Below are 15,561 nucleotides of genomic sequence, written 5' to 3'. Positions count from 1 at the left end.
TAAAGAATGAAAAAAATAGTTTTATTAGCCATAATGTCTTTAGGTGTATTAATTTCTTGTAAGGATAAAAATATAGAGCAAGGAGAAAATAGTACTGTTGAGCATAATGATGTGCCTGAAGTAACCGAAATAGATGCTTCTGAAGAGGTGAAGGTATTATATGTAGCTTCTAAGCTGGATGAGTGTGCGGGTATTGCCCCTAAAAAATGTATGATGGTCAAGGAAGAAGAGGATGCACCTTGGGAGTTAATGTATCAAGAGATAGAGGGGTTTAATTATGAAGAAGGATATGAGTATAAAATAGAAGTGAAGAGAATAGATATAGCTAATCCTCCTGCTGATGCACCATCTTTCAGATATGTTTTAGTGACTGAAATCTCAAAAGAAAAAAAAGCATAGGGATATGGAGGATATTGTGTTAATGGATGATCGCGTCACTCTTAAACCACTAGAAGCTTATAATTACAATGATTTAGTAGGGTTTGCAATTAAAGAACCTGAAATATGGAAATATGCAACTGTCGGAGTTGAAGGAGCTGATGGAATGAAAAAGTATATTAGCCAAGCGATTGAAGATAGGAATAAGGGTAAAGCGTATCCTTTCATTGTTTTTGATAAAAGGACAGAAGAGTATGTTGGCTCTACACGATTTTATAATATTGATCAAAAGAACAAGACGCTATTAATAGGGTATACTTGGTATAGTAAACTTACTCAAGGAACTGGAGTAAACAAGCACTGTAAGTATATGATGTTTAAATATGCTTTTGAAGTGATGGGAATGGAAAGGGTAGAGTTTAGAGTAGACAATACGAATGAGAGAAGTAAAGTGGCTGTTCAGAGTGTAGGTTGTACGTTAGAAGGAGTATTGAGAAGTGAAATCATTATTCACAGTGGTAGACGTAGAGATACTGCTATATTTAGTATGCTTAAAGACGAATGGTTTAGTCATGCTAAAGAGGCTCTAGAAGCAAAATTATAAGAACAAAAAAGACGATTTAACCAAATCGTCTTTTTTGTTATATTTTATCAATAACCTTGCGGCGTTCTGCCCCAGTAGTTTTAAAATGAGTAGGAGTTAGACCTGTTACTTTTTTAAACTGTTTGCTTAAGTGAGCTACACTACTATAATTTAATTGATAGGTTATCTCTTTTAGGCTTAATTCGTCATATACTAACAGTTCTTTTACCTTTTCTATTTTTAATTGAATAAAGTATTGCTCTATAGTAGTAGATTCTAGTTGCGAAAATAATAGGCTTAGAGCGTGGTAATCCATTTGCATTTTATCCGCTATATAAGCAGATAGTGGTATTTGTAGATTAGCATTGTGTTTTTGTACTAATTCTATTAATACTGTTTTGACTTTGTCTACTGTTTTACTTTTTTGATTGTCTAGGAGTTCAAAACCAATCTTTTGTAATTTAACTTCAATCTCTTTTAGCTGTGAAGAGTTCAAGTCTTCTTGTATTTCTATTTCTCCTAGTTCTATTTTAGTAGGGGTGTATTTTGCTTCTGTCAGTAGATTATCTACTGCCATTTTACACCTTTCACACACCATGTTTTTTATATATAGTTTCATCTGAAATATCCTTTTAGAAACTCAAAGATACTAAATCACATTTGAACATAAATATACAGAGACAATATAGTTTGACAGTAAAAGTGTTATTTTATGCTTTTAGTATTTAGTTGATTTTATAGTAAATAATCATTGTTTTGTTATTTTTTTGATATAATTAGTATTACTCAAAGTGAGAATCAATATGTTTCTTCACACTTAGATAATTCGGTGGTATAGTAGTGTATAGCTCAGTTTTCAATAGTTGTATTTGTTACCTTTACTCATGATGATTAACTATAAGTAGCAATATGAAAATTTTTAATACAGCACAAATGCAAGCATTGGATAAAGAGACAGTATCCAATCAATATATATCTTCATTTAAGTTAATGGAGAGAGCAACAACTAAAGTCTTTGAGAAGTTGCAAACTAGATATAAATTATATCAAACATCATTTGTTATTTTTTGTGGAACGGGAAATAATGGAGGTGATGGATTAACCTTAGCTAGATTATTAAAAGAAGGAGGAGCTATGGTGAAGGTATTCTTGGTGCAAACTAAGAAATATAGTCCTGATAATGCTCAGAATCAAGATCTATTAGAGGATAGAGATATCAATGTAGAGAAGTTTAATACAAAGAGTAAATTAAAAGTAAAGAAAGATGATGTTATCGTAGATGCTTTATTTGGTATAGGATTACATAGTCCTTTAGATGAAGAGTGGCGTCCTATCTTTGATTTTTTAAATGAAACTCCATGTCTAGAGAGAGTTTCTATAGATATGCCTTCAGGATTATTAGCAGATGTGGCAACACCAAAAGAAGCTATTGTATTTAAGGCTGATGTAGTTTATACATTCCAATTACCAAAAACAGCATTACTGTTATCTGATGCTAAAGAATATGTGAAAGAACTAGAAATATTAGATATAGGACTCGATCTAGACTATATAGAGAGTACTAAGTCGGATGCTTATTTTGTAGAACAGGATAAAGTGAAAAACTTAGTGAAATCAGGAACTAAGTTTAGTAATAAGGATGACTTTGGTAGAGTAATATTAATCGGTGGGAGTAAAGGAAAAATAGGAGCTGTGACTTTAGCAAGTAAGGCTGCTATGCATACAGGAAGTGGAATCGTGACGGCCTATGTACCGAGTTGCGGATATACTATCGTACAGACAGGGATACCTGAAGTCATGTGTGATACATGTACTAGTGAAGACTATATAAAAGTATTTCCATCTGTAGAACATTATGATGCAGTAGGAGTAGGGTGTGGTATAGGATTACATAAAGATACAGCTACTGCATTAATCAGTTTTTTAAAAGAGAATAAGGATAGGAAATTAGTAATAGATGCAGATGCTCTTAATATTATTAGTGAACAGAAGTGTTTAGATAAAGTTCCAGCAGAAAGTATCTTAACCCCACACGAAAAAGAACTGAAAAGACTTATCGGTGAGTGGGATAATGACTTTGATAAGATTGATAAAGTAAAACAGTTGGCTAAAAAGCACAATGTCATCTTTGTATTAAAAGGAGCACATACGATAACAATAGCACCAGACGAAACGATCTACTTTAACTCATCAGGTAACTGGGGAATGGCTACTGCTGGAGTAGGAGATACCTTGACAGGTATGATTACCTCTTTACTTGGGCAGGGTTACACTAGTAAAGAAGCCGCTATAGTAGGAGTCTATTTACATGGATTAGCAGGTGATTTAGCTATTGAGAATATTCATCCACATAGTCTAGTTGCTTCGGATGTAAGTAACTATATTAGTGCTGCTTATAATCAAATTGCATTATAAATAGTGAATATAAAAATGTAAGGCTACCTCTAAGAAGGTAGCCTTACTTTATTTGTTTAGCTTAGAATAGATCACCGTATCTAAGAATTGACCATCAAAGAACCAGTTTTCTTTTAAATGACCTTCTTTGATAAAGCCGCATTTTTCAAGAACTTTCATAGAACCAATATTCTCTGGATCTAAGAGCGCTTCTATAGAATGTAATTTCATGGTAGAGAAGCCATAATGTACGATGGCTTGAAGAGCTTCAGTTATATAACCTTTTCCATTATACTGGGGCAAAGACATATATCCTGTTTCTGCTCTATAGTGCTCTAGTTTCATACGATAAAACCCGATGGTGCCAATCATTGTACCTTCTTCTTTTAGTGTGATTGCCCAATTAACACATTCTTTAGCTGCCATTCTTTCATCTATAGAATGGATATATTGTTTTATTTCTTCTTCTGATTGTGTAACAGGTACAGGGATATACTTCATCACTTCTGGGTCTGTACGCATGGTGTACATCGTATTTAAGTCATTTATATCTAAACGTCTAAGAATAAGTCTATCTGTTTCGAGTATAGGAAATATGGTTAAGTCTATATTTAGCATGTTTTTTGAATTGGTTTAAAAACAAATCTAAATAAAATATGGCATAGACTTGTTGTCTATGCCATATTATATCATTTTTAATAAGTAGGTTCTATTTAGTTACTTCATCTATCAAGTAGAAGATAGACTTAAAGTTTACACCTCCATATTCTGTTAGCCCTATTTCACACGTACGACTGGTAGAGAATGCATCCTTCGCATCAGTAGGTATTTGTTCTTTTAAGTGTCTATTACCATGTTTATTTAATTCAGGGAACGTAAACCCTCTATCTCCTGCAAAGCCACAACAGTTACTATCAATATAGTTTACTTTCTCAGCACACAGCTTAGTCAATTCAAGTAACTTGCCTTCTAATCCTACTTTCTTAACAGAGCATACAGGGAATACACTGATCTCTTTTCTTGGACTCTTAACAGGTAATATAGGCATTACATAATCCAACATAAATTCGATAGGATCGTGCATTTTTAGTTTACCATCTTTATGAGCATCATAGAAGGTATAAAAACAAGGACTCATGTCAAATAATACAGGGTATCTACCATCCTCAGTAGCTTTTAATAAAGCAAGTTCTAATTCTGAGGATTTAGTATGTCCTTCTTCTTTCATTCCTTTACTGCTAAATGGCATTCCGCAGCACATATTATTTACGTTTTCTGGGTATATAATGGTATATCCAGCACGTTTAAGTAGTTCTACTGTTTTAGCTGTTAAATCCATATCAGATTTAGGATAGTCATTAGATTTACCCATTGTTCTATTAATGCATGAAGGGAAGTAAACTACTTTTCTATCTTGTCCAGGATTAACGATAGGTTCTGTTATTTTATGCTTATTGCCTTTAGGCATGGCTACATTCCATTGTGGTATTTTATTACCAGACATCTTACGCATACCACTTGACACACTAGTCATAATCTTATTCCCTAAGATATTTTGGAATACCCCAACGGTGTTTAATGCCTTACGCCCCATGGCAGTAACGCGTTCCATATTTTCTACAAAATACTCAGCATTTTTTCTGTCTTTGTCCGTAATAGCGCTATGACGAATATCTTTAATGTATTTACCCGTATCTATTTTTACAGGACATGCTAAGGCACATAGTCCATCTGTAGCACATGTTTCATCAGCATAGTAATGAGCACTATTTACTAAGTTCTCTAACTCTTCTGTATCTTTCCCTATAGCTTGTAGTCTTGCTATTTCTCTACCTACCACGATACGTTGTCTTGGTGATAGTGTGAGCCCTTCTGATACACAGTGTGATTCACAGAATCCGCATTCGATACATTTATCTACTATTTCGTTAGTAGCAGGAGAAGCTTTGAAGTTCTCTAAATGAACATGAGGATTAGCATTGATAATTACACCTGGGTTCACTAAGTTATGTGGGTCAAAGATTGCTTTGACTTTTAGCATAATGTCATAAGCTTGTTTACCCCATTCTTTCTCTACGAAAGGAGCCATATTTCGCCCTGTTCCATGTTCAGCTTTTAATGAACCTTCAAATCTATCTACTACTATTTCTACCAACCCATCCATTAATCGAGCATATCTGTCTATTTCTTCTTGAGTAGAGAAATCTTGTGAGAATACTAGGTGTAAGTTTCCTTCTAAGGCATGCCCGAATAGTACTGCATCATGGTATTGTAATTCTGCAAACAAATCTTTCATGGCAATACACGCATCGGCTAATTTCTCTACAGGAAAGGCAACATCTTCAATGATACAAGTAGTACCTGTCTTTCTCAATGCTCCTGTCGTAGGTAACAGACCATTTCTAGCCTTCCAATTGAATGCGTATTGTTGAGGTTCTGAAGTAAACTCAAAAGGTTTATAAGTAGGAGTAGAAGCGATAGCTTCTCTAATCTGTTGTTGTTTAGTTGACATTTCAGTTTCATTCTCTGCTTGTGCTTCTACAAGTAAGATACAAGCCGTTTCTGGTAATGTCTTGAAATATTCTGGGGCAAGAGCTTCATCTTCGATAGATTTAATACTATTTCTATCTAGTAACTCTACTGCAGCTACAGGGCTTTTCTTTAAAAAAGGTACAGCTTGACAGGCTTTTTCTATCGTTTCAAAAATCATTAATGTACACGCTTTGTGTTTGTAATTAATGACTGTATTATATGTAATATCAGAGATGAAGGCTAATGTACCCTCAGACCCTATCATAATATGTTTAATGATTTCATAAGGATCGTGATAATCTATAAACGCGTTAAGGCTATATCCTGTGGTATTTTTGATTTTAAACTTGCGCTCTATTCGATCGTATAGTGTGCGATCTGTGTGAATAGCATCCCTTAGACGCTCTATTTCTTTGATGATTTCAGGGTGTTTCTCAGCGAATTCTTTTTTGCTTTCATCGCTTGCTGTATCTAATACGGTTCCATCATAAAGAACAATCTTAATATCTGCAATTGTATTATAAGAGTTCTGCGAAGTACCACAGCACATTCCACTAGCGTTATTAGCCGCGATACCGCCTATCATTGCGGCATTGATAGAGCCAGGATCAGGACCGATTTTACGTCCATAAGGAGCCAGGATAATATTAGCTCTTCCTCCAATAATACCAGGCTGAAACTTCGCTTGAAGCCCATTGTTTAAGATTTCGTATTTTTTCCATTGATGAGTAGCCACCATCAAGACAGAATCTGTTACTGCCTGTCCAGATAGACTTGTTCCTGCCGCTCGGTACGTCACCGCTACATTATGCCTTGTAGCAGTCTGTAGAGTAGCTACAGCTTCTTGGTGATTGTGTACTTGAACAACTATTTTAGGAACTAATTTATAAAAACTAGCATCAGTACCATACGCTAATAGTTGAATCGGATTAGTGATAATTCTATCAGAATCTAAGTGATTAGCTAGTTCTTCTTTGAACTTTTGGTATTGTAATGGTAACATATTTCTATCTTTTTTAATATGCTACAATTTACAAAACATATAAAAAAGATAAGAGTGGAACGCTTTGTTTATACTGGATTTAAATAAGATGCGGTAGTTGGAGGTATGGTGATGAATAATGTTTAAATTATAATGTTTCGAGATTGCTAGGGGTTTTCTTGAGGTATTCTTGCACCTTTCTTCGAGAAAAATGCTTTCTGGGCTAGGAAACCCCAAGGAATCTCCAAGAAAACCTCAAGAAAGTGCAAGGAAAATAGGGCTTGGTTGGTAGAGAAAGATTAGTAGAGATTACTTAGAAGGACTTTTTTGTAAACTGTTTTGACCTAATTGGTTAGTGTTAGAAATAACTATTGGAAGGCCATCATAAAAAACAAAAAAAGACCGCTATGAAATCCAAGGTTTAAATACTACCTTTGCACAAAATTTAGACACACAACAACACAAAGTCATTTAGTATGTATAAAAGCATTATTAAGCCTATATTTTTTAGGTTTGACCCAGAGAAAGTGCATCATTTTACCTTCGGTGCTCTTAAATTCGTGAATAGTATTCCTGGTGTATCCGCACTTATTCGCGCCAATTGTCAAGTAAATGACCCTAGATTAGAGAGAGAAGTATTTGGATTAAAGTTTAAGAATCCAGTAGGTCTTGCAGCAGGTCTGGATAAGGATGCTAAGTTATACAGAGAATTAGAAAACTTTGGTTTTGGTTTTATAGAAATCGGGACTCTTACTCCAAAAGGACAACCTGGAAATCCTAAAAAGAGATTATTCCGTCTAAAAGAAGACAATGGTCTTATCAATAGAATGGGATTTAACAATGGAGGGATAGAAGAGGCTATTGAGCGTCTAAAGAAGAATAAAGGAACGCTGATAGGAGGGAATATTGGGAAGAACAAAGTGACTCCTAATGAACAAGCAAATGAAGATTATGAAATCTGTTTTGAAGCGTTGTTTCCTTATGTAGATTATTTCGTGGTAAATGTGAGTTCACCTAATACACCTAATTTACGTGCATTACAGGATAAAGAACCACTGAAAGCGTTACTTCACGGATTACAAGTTAAAAATAATCAGAAAGAGGCTCCTAAGCCTATTTTACTGAAGATAGCACCAGATTTAACAGATGATCAGTTATTAGATATTATAGAGATTGTTACAGAAACAAAAATAGCTGGAGTAATCGCTACGAATACTACTATCGATCGCAGTAATCTGAAGTCTATTCATCAGCAGGAGACAGGGGGACTAAGTGGAAAGCCTCTGACGAAGAGAAGTACAGAGGTTATTCGATTCTTATCTGAGAAGAGTAATAAAGCATTCCCTATTATCGGTGTGGGAGGTATACATTCTGCAGAAGATGCGATAGAAAAACTAGAGGCAGGAGCAAGCTTAATTCAGCTTTATACTGGCTTTATATATGAAGGACCAGGCTTGATTAAAAAGATTAATAAGGCCATATTATCTAAATACTAGAATTAATTATGTCAACAGAAGTATTATATACTTTTTTTATAACTTGTTTTTTATTGATTATTACTCCAGGGCCAGATATTCTATATGTGGTTTCGCAGAGCATTACCAGAGGGCGTAAGTATGGATATGCGGTAGTGGTAGGACAGGTAGGAGGTTTATTATTCCATTTATCATTATTTGCTTTTGGAATCTCCGCTTTAATTACGCAATCTGAATTACTGTTTAAAGGTGTTAAGTTATTCGGAGCCTTATATCTATTCTGGTTGTCTTATAAAGTATTTCAGGAAGAGAATGTAATCGTCATTGATGAATCTAGTTCAGGACAGAATGATAAGACTTTTATGGGATTTGTCAGAAAAGGATTGCTGATGAATGTATTAAATCCAAAGGTTATGATGTTCTTTTTGGCTTTATTCCCAGGGTTTATTACAGAAAGTGCAGGGAGTGTACAGAAACAAGTTTTTGTACTAGGTACCGTGTTTATTACAGAAGCAGTAGTCATTTTCTTTATCATCTGTACTATAGCAGCTAAGCTGACAGATTATATGAGAGATAATAAATATGTCAATATATTTTTAAAGTGGCTTCAAATCATCGTTTTTAGTGGATTAGCAGTTTTTCTACTAGTAAGCTAAGAAGAAAATAATAGTAAAAAAGGTTCTAAGGATAATATCTTTAGAACTTTTTTTGTTTATAGGAACTCTATGTGTCAGATAATCAATAGAATGTTGTTTGAGTATGTTAAGTAAATAAAATAAAGAAAATCACATTGTAAAATTGTGGCTTTTCATTTATATTTGAATTATATGAAACCAGCAGTAAAAATTATAGAATGTCCTCGTGATGCCATGCAAGGCATTAAGATGTTTATCCCAACAGAAAAAAAGGTACAGTATATACAGTCTCTTTTAAGAGTGGGGTTTGATACCATAGATTTTGGTAGTTTTGTTTCTCCTAAGGCTATTCCTCAGATGCAGGATACGGCTGAGTTATTAGCTCAGTTAGACTTGAGTAAGACAGAGAGCAAGCTATTAGCTATTATCGCAAACACAAGAGGTGCAGAACAAGCTGCTGAGCATAAAGAAATACAGTATTTAGGATTCCCTTTTTCTATATCTGAGAACTTCCAGATGCGTAATACACATAAGACTATTGCAGAATCTATCGTTACTTTAGATGAGATATTGAATATCGCTACTAAAGCCGATAAAGAGGTTGTGGCTTATTTATCTATGGGGTTTGGTAATCCTTATGGAGATCCGTGGGATGTAGATATCGTAGGGGATTGGACTGAAAAGCTGTCAAAGATGGGAGTGAAGATTCTTTCATTATCGGATACGGTAGGAAGTTCTACACCAGAAGTGATAGATTATTTATTTAGCAATTTGATTCCAGCTTATCCTAATATTGAGTTTGGAGCACATCTACACACTACTCCTGATAGTTGGTTTGAGAAGATTGATGCGGCCTATAAGGCTGGATGTCTACGTTATGATGGTGCAATAAAAGGTTATGGGGGATGTCCAATGGCAAAAGATGATTTGACTGGAAATATGCCAACAGAGAAGATGTTGAGCTACTTTACAGCAAATAAGGTAGATACGAACTTGAGTGCTATGTCATTTGAAAGCTCATATAATGAAGCTTTAAAAATATTTAATTTTTACCATTAAAGTTTTTTATTACATAGAAAAATAGTAAATTTGCGTGCAATTCAACGACATTGCACATGAAAGCACACACAACTAAAATCATCGGTCAAGGACTTACTTACGATGACGTATTACTAGTTCCAAACTATTCAGAAATACTTCCAAGAGAAGTTAGTTTAAAATCAAAATTTTCTAGAAACATTACTTTGAACGTTCCTGTAGTATCTGCTGCGATGGATACTGTAACGGAAAGTGAAATGGCTATTGCTATGGCTCGTGAGGGGGGAATCGGAGTGATTCACAAGAACATGACTGCTGAAGAGCAAGCAAAAGAAGTAAGAAAGGTAAAAAGAGCTGAGTCAGGTATGATTATAGACCCAGTAACTCTTCCTCTTACAGCTACTGTAGGTGATGCGAAAAAGGCAATGGCTGAATTCGGAATCGGAGGTATTCCAATTGTTGATGACAATGGGCTTCTTAAAGGAATCATTACGAATAGAGATATGCGCTTCGAAAAACAAAACGATCGTGCTATCACAGAGGTAATGACTAAAGATAATCTAGTAACTGCTGCTGAGGGTACTACTTTAGATCAAGCAGAAGAAATTCTTCAAGAGAAAAAAATCGAAAAATTACCAGTAGTTAATGCTGATAATAAATTAGTAGGATTAATCACTTTTAGAGATATCACTAAACTTACTTTAAAACCAAATGCTAATAAGGACAAGTTCGGTAGACTACGTGTTGCAGCTGCTTTAGGAGTAACTGCTGATGCTGTAGATAGAGCTAAATTATTAGTACAAGCTGGTGTAGATGCGTTAATTATAGATACTGCACATGGTCACTCTCAAGGAGTGGTAGGGGTGTTAAAAGCGGTAAAAACTGCTTTCCCTGAAATCGATGTAGTAGTAGGTAATATCGCTACTCCAGAGGCTGCTTTATTCTTAGTAGAGAATGGTGCTGACGCTGTTAAAGTAGGTATCGGACCTGGATCTATTTGTACTACACGTGTAGTAGCAGGGGTTGGGTTCCCACAGTTCTCAGCTATCATGGAAGTAGCAGCTGCTCTAAAAGGAACAGGTGTACCAGTGATTGGTGATGGAGGTCTTCGTTATACAGGAGATATCCCTAAAGCGTTAGGAGCAGGAGCAGACTGTGTAATGTTAGGATCAATGCTAGCAGGTACTAAGGAATCTCCAGGTGAAACTATTATCTTCGAAGGAAGAAAGTTCAAAGCTTACCGCGGAATGGGATCTGTAGCAGCTATGAAGCAAGGTTCTAAAGATCGTTACTTCCAAGATGTAGAAGATGATGTGAAAAAATTGGTACCTGAAGGAATCGAAGGTAGAGTGCCTTATAAAGGAGAGCTTAGCGAGAGTATGTTACAGTTCATAGGAGGTCTTAGAGCTGGTATGGGATACTGTGGTGCTAAAGATATTCCTACATTACAAGAAGTGGCTAGATTTGTTCAGTTAACAGCTTCTGGTATTGGAGAGAGTCACCCTCACAATATTACGATTACTAAATCTGCACCTAACTATTCTAGATAGTGTTAGATGGTATGTTACGGATTACAAATTCGCAACAACCTTAGAGATATAATTAAAATAATAGGGCTATTTCGTACGAAATAGCCCTATTATTTTTTATAAGATAAGTGAGTAATTATGCTTTTATAGTATCTACTAAACGTCTTATTTTAATATTTAATACAACATAAGTAAGAGATACAAATGGTGAAATAATATTAAAGAATGCGTAAGGAGCATATGTCATTGTATCAATTCCTAGTACTCCTGAGTGATAAGCCCCACAAGTATTCCAAGGAATTAGTACTGATGTCACAGTCCCTGAATCTTCTAGTGTTCTACTTAAGTTCTCAGGCGCAAGTCCTTTATCCTTATAGGCTTTAGAAAACATTTTACCAGGTATTACTAATGATAAATATTGTTCAGAAGCAGTTAAGTTTACAACAACGCAACTTGCCATTGTGCTTGCGAATAATCCAAAAACTGACTTTGCTATGCTCAATAGGGTTTGTGTTATTTTCTTTAAAGCTCCAATAGCTTCCATTGCTCCACCGAAGAACATTGCACAGATAATTAACCATACTGTGTTTAGCATGCTTTTCATTCCTCCTGCTTCGAATAAGCTATTTAAACTTTCCATAGGAGATAGGATAGCAATATCTGTAGTGATGGCATTCATAATTCCTTTATAGGCTGTAACTGGTGTCAATGAAGTTCCTTCTCCTACAAAGGCTACTATATCTGGCTGAAAAAATAGAGCGAATACAGCTCCTAATAAGGTTCCTAAAAGTTAAAGCAAGTATTGGTTTCATCTTTTTTAATATTGCTCCAATTACGATGACAGGAACTAAGAATAACCAAGGTGTAATATTGAATGTTTGGTCAATTGCCTGTAATGAAGCGGACATATCTATGGTCTCAGGTACATCAAGATTAAAACTGATTATGATAAATATGATTAAGGTTAGTACATAGGTAGGGATAGTAGTGAACATCATATATCTTATATGAGTAAACAAATCTGTACCAGCCATAGCAGGGGCTAGATTAGTAGTGTCTGATAGTGGAGATAACTTATCTCCAAAGTATGCTCCTGATATTACAGCACCTCCAATAAGCGCTAGATCAATACCCATCGCATTACCTATACCTACTAGAGCAATACCTACTGTAGCAGATGTGGTCCAAGAACTACCTGTTGCCAAGGCGATAATGGAACAGATAATTACTGTCGCTGGTAAGAATATATGAGGTTCTAAAATCTGTAAACCATAGTAAATCATTGTCGGAATAATACCACTCAATAACCAAGTTCCTGATAAGGCTCCTACTAATAACAGTATATAGATAGCTCTAGTGGTCTCTCTAACGTTCTTAGTGATTTTTTTAATAATATCTTCGTAATCGACTTTATTGTATAGACCTATTCCGATTGCGATAAGCCCACCTATTAATAGAACGAATTGGTTAGAACCCGCTAAAGCAGCACTACCATAAACGAATACATTAGTACCTAATAGTGCAATAAGGACTATCATAGGGATTAGAGATTGTAATAAGGTTATTTTTTTGGATTTGACTTTAGTTTCAATATTCATGATTGTTTTATGTTGTTTGTAAAGAGCTTGAAGATACATAAAAATCAATAGAATTTAATATCTGTACAATATTATTTAGAATAAAACTACATATTGCCGTTTTATTGCTAATCCTTTAAAGTATGGATTTTGTGTGAGAAGTGTTTATAATGAATATGTTGTAATAAAAAAGCCTCATAAAATTAATTATGAGGCTTTGTCTTATAGGCTGATAATTTTATTTTATAGGTTCTTCATCTCTTGGAGGACCTATTTTTGTATAATTTATTTGAACAAGTTCTAATTGACCATTTATACTTACCCTAGTTACTAAAGAGAGCTCGTTTTGTTCTACTTTGACAATTTGTCTTTTGTCATTAACACTTTCAAAAACAATAAAATCATCAGAAACGTTACCTAACTTAACTTTAGGTTTTATTTCATTACTATAATATTGAACTAATTTGACTGATTCAAGTTGATCTGTGAAAACCTCTAGTTCTTCATTTTTATTAAAGGTACCGATTTCAGTGTATTTAACTGTACTACCATCTTTTAATCTGATAGTGTTAGATTCCCATTTTCCAAAATAAGTTTTTACTGTGATTCCACTGTCATTACTACAGCTAGTGAATAGAATTGTAGTTAAAAGGAAACAACTGATAGATAATAGTTTTTTCATTAGTTTATGATGGTTTGTTATTTGTGTGGAAATATATAAAAAAAATGAATTGAATGTTGTAATAAAATATAAAGCCCCATAAAATTAATTATGAGGCTTAGTGTATTAACTAATATTAGTTTATTTATTTGAAGTGTAAGTGACAGTTACAGGTAATGTTGAACCTCTCATTGTATAGTCATAAGTAAGAGATAATTGACCTTTAACAATACCATTAATCTTACGTGGAGTATAATTCTCTTTTTCGAAAGTAATGATATTACCTTTAATTGTTCCGTTAGTAATAACAGGTTCTTTTTTGTTTTTGAAGTATTCAGTAAGAACAGCAGTATTTTCTGTTAATACTAAATTATCAGGTTGATTTACTGCATTATCACCAGGCATATCGGTATAGTTATGAATCATTTCTGTTGTTCCATAAGTATAAGACAATTCGTGAGAAATCCAAGTACCAATGTATTGAGTAGGGTTAGAATTACCATAAGTAACAGTTACAGGTAATGTTGCACCTCTCATTGTGTAATTATAGGTAAGTGATAATTGCCCATTAACAATACCATTGATTTGACGAGGAGCGTATCCTTCTTTATCAAAAGTAATTATATTGTTTTTAACCGTACCTGTTGTAACTACAGGTTCAGAAACATTTTTAAAATATTCTGTAAGTGTAACTTTATTATTAATAATGACTAGTTTATCTGTTTGATATACGGCATTTTCACCAGGCATTTCAGTATAGTTATGAGTCATTTCTGTTGTCCCATAAGTATAAGATAATTTATCTGCATACCATGTTCCTTCAGCATTTATCTCAGATCTAATAGGAGCATTGTCATCGTTAGAACATGCTGTGAAAGATAGAGTAGCACTTACGAAAAGTACTAAAGCCATTAATTTTTTCATTGATATTAAGTTGTTAGTTTTTTGTTATTATTTAAAACCTTTTACGCTTTTGTCGTAGATTTTATCTTTGTCCTCTTTAGAAAGGTCTTTTCTGTATTGGAATAATGCCGCTTGCCAATCTCCATAACCTGTATTAGGTAAAACAATAAATTTCTTACCAAACTGTTCTCTATTGTTTCTTACATTCTCTATTCTCTCTTCTTGAGTCTTTTTATCCCAAAGCGTAGAGAAGTCAGATAAGTTATCTCCTAAAAGCATTACGATTTCGTGAGTTTCGCTTAGTTTTTGGCGTCTTGCCTCTTTACTAGACTCAGCAGTTCTAACGATAACGTGTGTATCATCTGCATAAGGATAGTTATACTTTACTAAGTTTTTCATAGTACCAGGTTTGTCATTCTGGTTTCTATTTGTGATATAGAATACTTCTACACCTTTAGACTTAGCATAGTTAAAGAACTCTAAACTTCCTAATAGAGGAAGAGCTTCTCCTTTAGAAGTCCATTCTGTCCAAGTTGCTTGGTCATAAGATTTACCTTCTCTAGCCATTTGTACAGCATAAGGAGAGTTGTCTAAGAAAGTTTCGTCGATGTCAGTAACAATAGCAAGAGGCTTATTGTGTTGTTCTGTAAGAATGCGATCTAGTTGCAATGTAGCAATATTGAAAGCCTGAGCAGCTAATGCTTGATATTCAGCAGCATTTTGTTGAAATACAGCTGAGTATAACTTTCCATTTACTTCAATGTTGTTTAAGGCGTTTTCTGATGTTGTAGTTGTTCCTTGTGGTACTGACTTACATGCAGTTAAAGCTGTAAAAGCTAAAGCTGCTATTAGAAAAGATCTTTTAAGCATGTGT

The 15,561-nt window shown here is 34.4% G+C and carries 13 protein-coding genes and 1 pseudogene; 7 read left to right on the top strand and 7 right to left on the bottom strand.

Annotation, left to right across the window (positions count from 1 at the left end; genetic code table 11):
- The first annotated feature begins 6 nt into the window (after nucleotides 1-6).
- Together MYRA21_RS18115 and MYRA21_RS18110 are read left to right on the top strand one after the other, a co-directional pair.
- Nucleotides 7-399: a DUF4377 domain-containing protein gene (locus MYRA21_RS18115; RefSeq protein WP_039330221.1), complete on the top strand. Its 393-nt coding sequence runs from the start codon at nucleotides 7-9 to the stop codon at nucleotides 397-399.
- Between the two features lie 4 nt (nucleotides 400-403).
- Complete coding sequence (locus MYRA21_RS18110; protein ID WP_006264178.1) at nucleotides 404-982, top strand: GNAT family N-acetyltransferase; 579 nt, start codon at nucleotides 404-406, stop codon at nucleotides 980-982.
- A 37-nt stretch (nucleotides 983-1,019) separates the two neighbouring features.
- Here MYRA21_RS18110 and MYRA21_RS18105 read toward each other — a convergent pair whose 3' ends face one another.
- Nucleotides 1,020-1,580, bottom strand: a complete 561-nt coding sequence (locus MYRA21_RS18105; protein WP_006258473.1) for an AraC family transcriptional regulator — start codon at nucleotides 1,578-1,580, stop codon at nucleotides 1,020-1,022.
- A gap of 290 nt (nucleotides 1,581-1,870) precedes the next feature.
- On the opposite strand from MYRA21_RS18105, the gene MYRA21_RS18100 reads away from it, so the two are divergent.
- Complete coding sequence (locus tag MYRA21_RS18100; RefSeq protein ID WP_039330218.1) at nucleotides 1,871-3,376, top strand: bifunctional ADP-dependent NAD(P)H-hydrate dehydratase/NAD(P)H-hydrate epimerase; 1,506 nt, start codon at nucleotides 1,871-1,873, stop codon at nucleotides 3,374-3,376.
- A 48-nt stretch (nucleotides 3,377-3,424) separates the two neighbouring features.
- Here MYRA21_RS18100 and MYRA21_RS18095 read toward each other — a convergent pair whose 3' ends face one another.
- Together MYRA21_RS18095 and MYRA21_RS18090 are read right to left on the bottom strand one after the other, a co-directional pair.
- A complete protein-coding gene (locus MYRA21_RS18095; protein WP_006258471.1) occupies nucleotides 3,425-3,973 on the bottom strand; it encodes a GNAT family N-acetyltransferase in 549 nt (182 codons plus the stop codon).
- Nucleotides 3,974-4,064: 91 nt separating this feature from the next.
- A complete protein-coding gene (locus tag MYRA21_RS18090) occupies nucleotides 4,065-6,890 on the bottom strand; it encodes an FAD-binding and (Fe-S)-binding domain-containing protein (protein ID WP_039330216.1) in 2,826 nt (941 codons plus the stop codon).
- 455 nt (nucleotides 6,891-7,345) lie between these two features.
- On the opposite strand from MYRA21_RS18090, the gene MYRA21_RS18085 reads away from it, so the two are divergent.
- The 4 genes from MYRA21_RS18085 (at nucleotide 7,346) to guaB (ending at nucleotide 11,567) form a co-directional block, all read left to right on the top strand.
- Complete coding sequence (locus MYRA21_RS18085; protein WP_006261705.1) at nucleotides 7,346-8,365, top strand: quinone-dependent dihydroorotate dehydrogenase; 1,020 nt, start codon at nucleotides 7,346-7,348, stop codon at nucleotides 8,363-8,365.
- An 8-nt stretch (nucleotides 8,366-8,373) separates the two neighbouring features.
- On the top strand, nucleotides 8,374-9,000 hold the full coding sequence (locus tag MYRA21_RS18080; protein WP_039330214.1) for a LysE family translocator: 627 nt from the start codon (nucleotides 8,374-8,376) through the stop codon (nucleotides 8,998-9,000).
- 171 nt (nucleotides 9,001-9,171) lie between these two features.
- Nucleotides 9,172-10,038, top strand: coding sequence for a hydroxymethylglutaryl-CoA lyase (locus MYRA21_RS18075; RefSeq protein ID WP_036471599.1), 867 nt, complete (start codon nucleotides 9,172-9,174; stop codon nucleotides 10,036-10,038).
- A gap of 56 nt (nucleotides 10,039-10,094) precedes the next feature.
- Entirely contained in the window at nucleotides 10,095-11,567 is a 1,473-nt protein-coding gene (guaB, locus tag MYRA21_RS18070; protein ID WP_006258466.1) for an IMP dehydrogenase, read from the top strand.
- Between the two features lie 115 nt (nucleotides 11,568-11,682).
- On the opposite strand, the pseudogene nhaC reads toward guaB, so the two are convergent.
- The 4 genes and pseudogenes from nhaC to MYRA21_RS18050 form a co-directional block, all read right to left on the bottom strand.
- Nucleotides 11,683-13,183, bottom strand: a pseudogene (nhaC, locus tag MYRA21_RS19485) (Na+/H+ antiporter NhaC).
- A gap of 178 nt (nucleotides 13,184-13,361) precedes the next feature.
- Entirely contained in the window at nucleotides 13,362-13,805 is a 444-nt protein-coding gene (locus MYRA21_RS18060) for a hypothetical protein (protein WP_006258464.1), read from the bottom strand.
- 120 nt (nucleotides 13,806-13,925) lie between these two features.
- Nucleotides 13,926-14,708, bottom strand: coding sequence for a hypothetical protein (locus MYRA21_RS18055; protein WP_036473962.1), 783 nt, complete (start codon nucleotides 14,706-14,708; stop codon nucleotides 13,926-13,928).
- A 27-nt stretch (nucleotides 14,709-14,735) separates the two neighbouring features.
- Nucleotides 14,736-15,557 carry a 5'-nucleotidase, lipoprotein e(P4) family gene (locus tag MYRA21_RS18050; protein WP_039330209.1) on the bottom strand — a complete coding sequence of 274 codons (822 nt, stop codon included), beginning with the start codon at nucleotides 15,555-15,557 and terminating at the stop codon, nucleotides 14,736-14,738.
- Nucleotides 15,558-15,561: the final 4 nt, after the last annotated feature.

The organism is Myroides sp. A21, assembly GCF_000807225.1.
Taxonomy (GTDB): domain Bacteria; phylum Bacteroidota; class Bacteroidia; order Flavobacteriales; family Flavobacteriaceae; genus Flavobacterium; species Flavobacterium odoratimimum.
The sequence above is the reverse complement of the archived record's forward strand: the minus strand, read 5'-3'. Positions and strand labels throughout refer to the sequence as shown.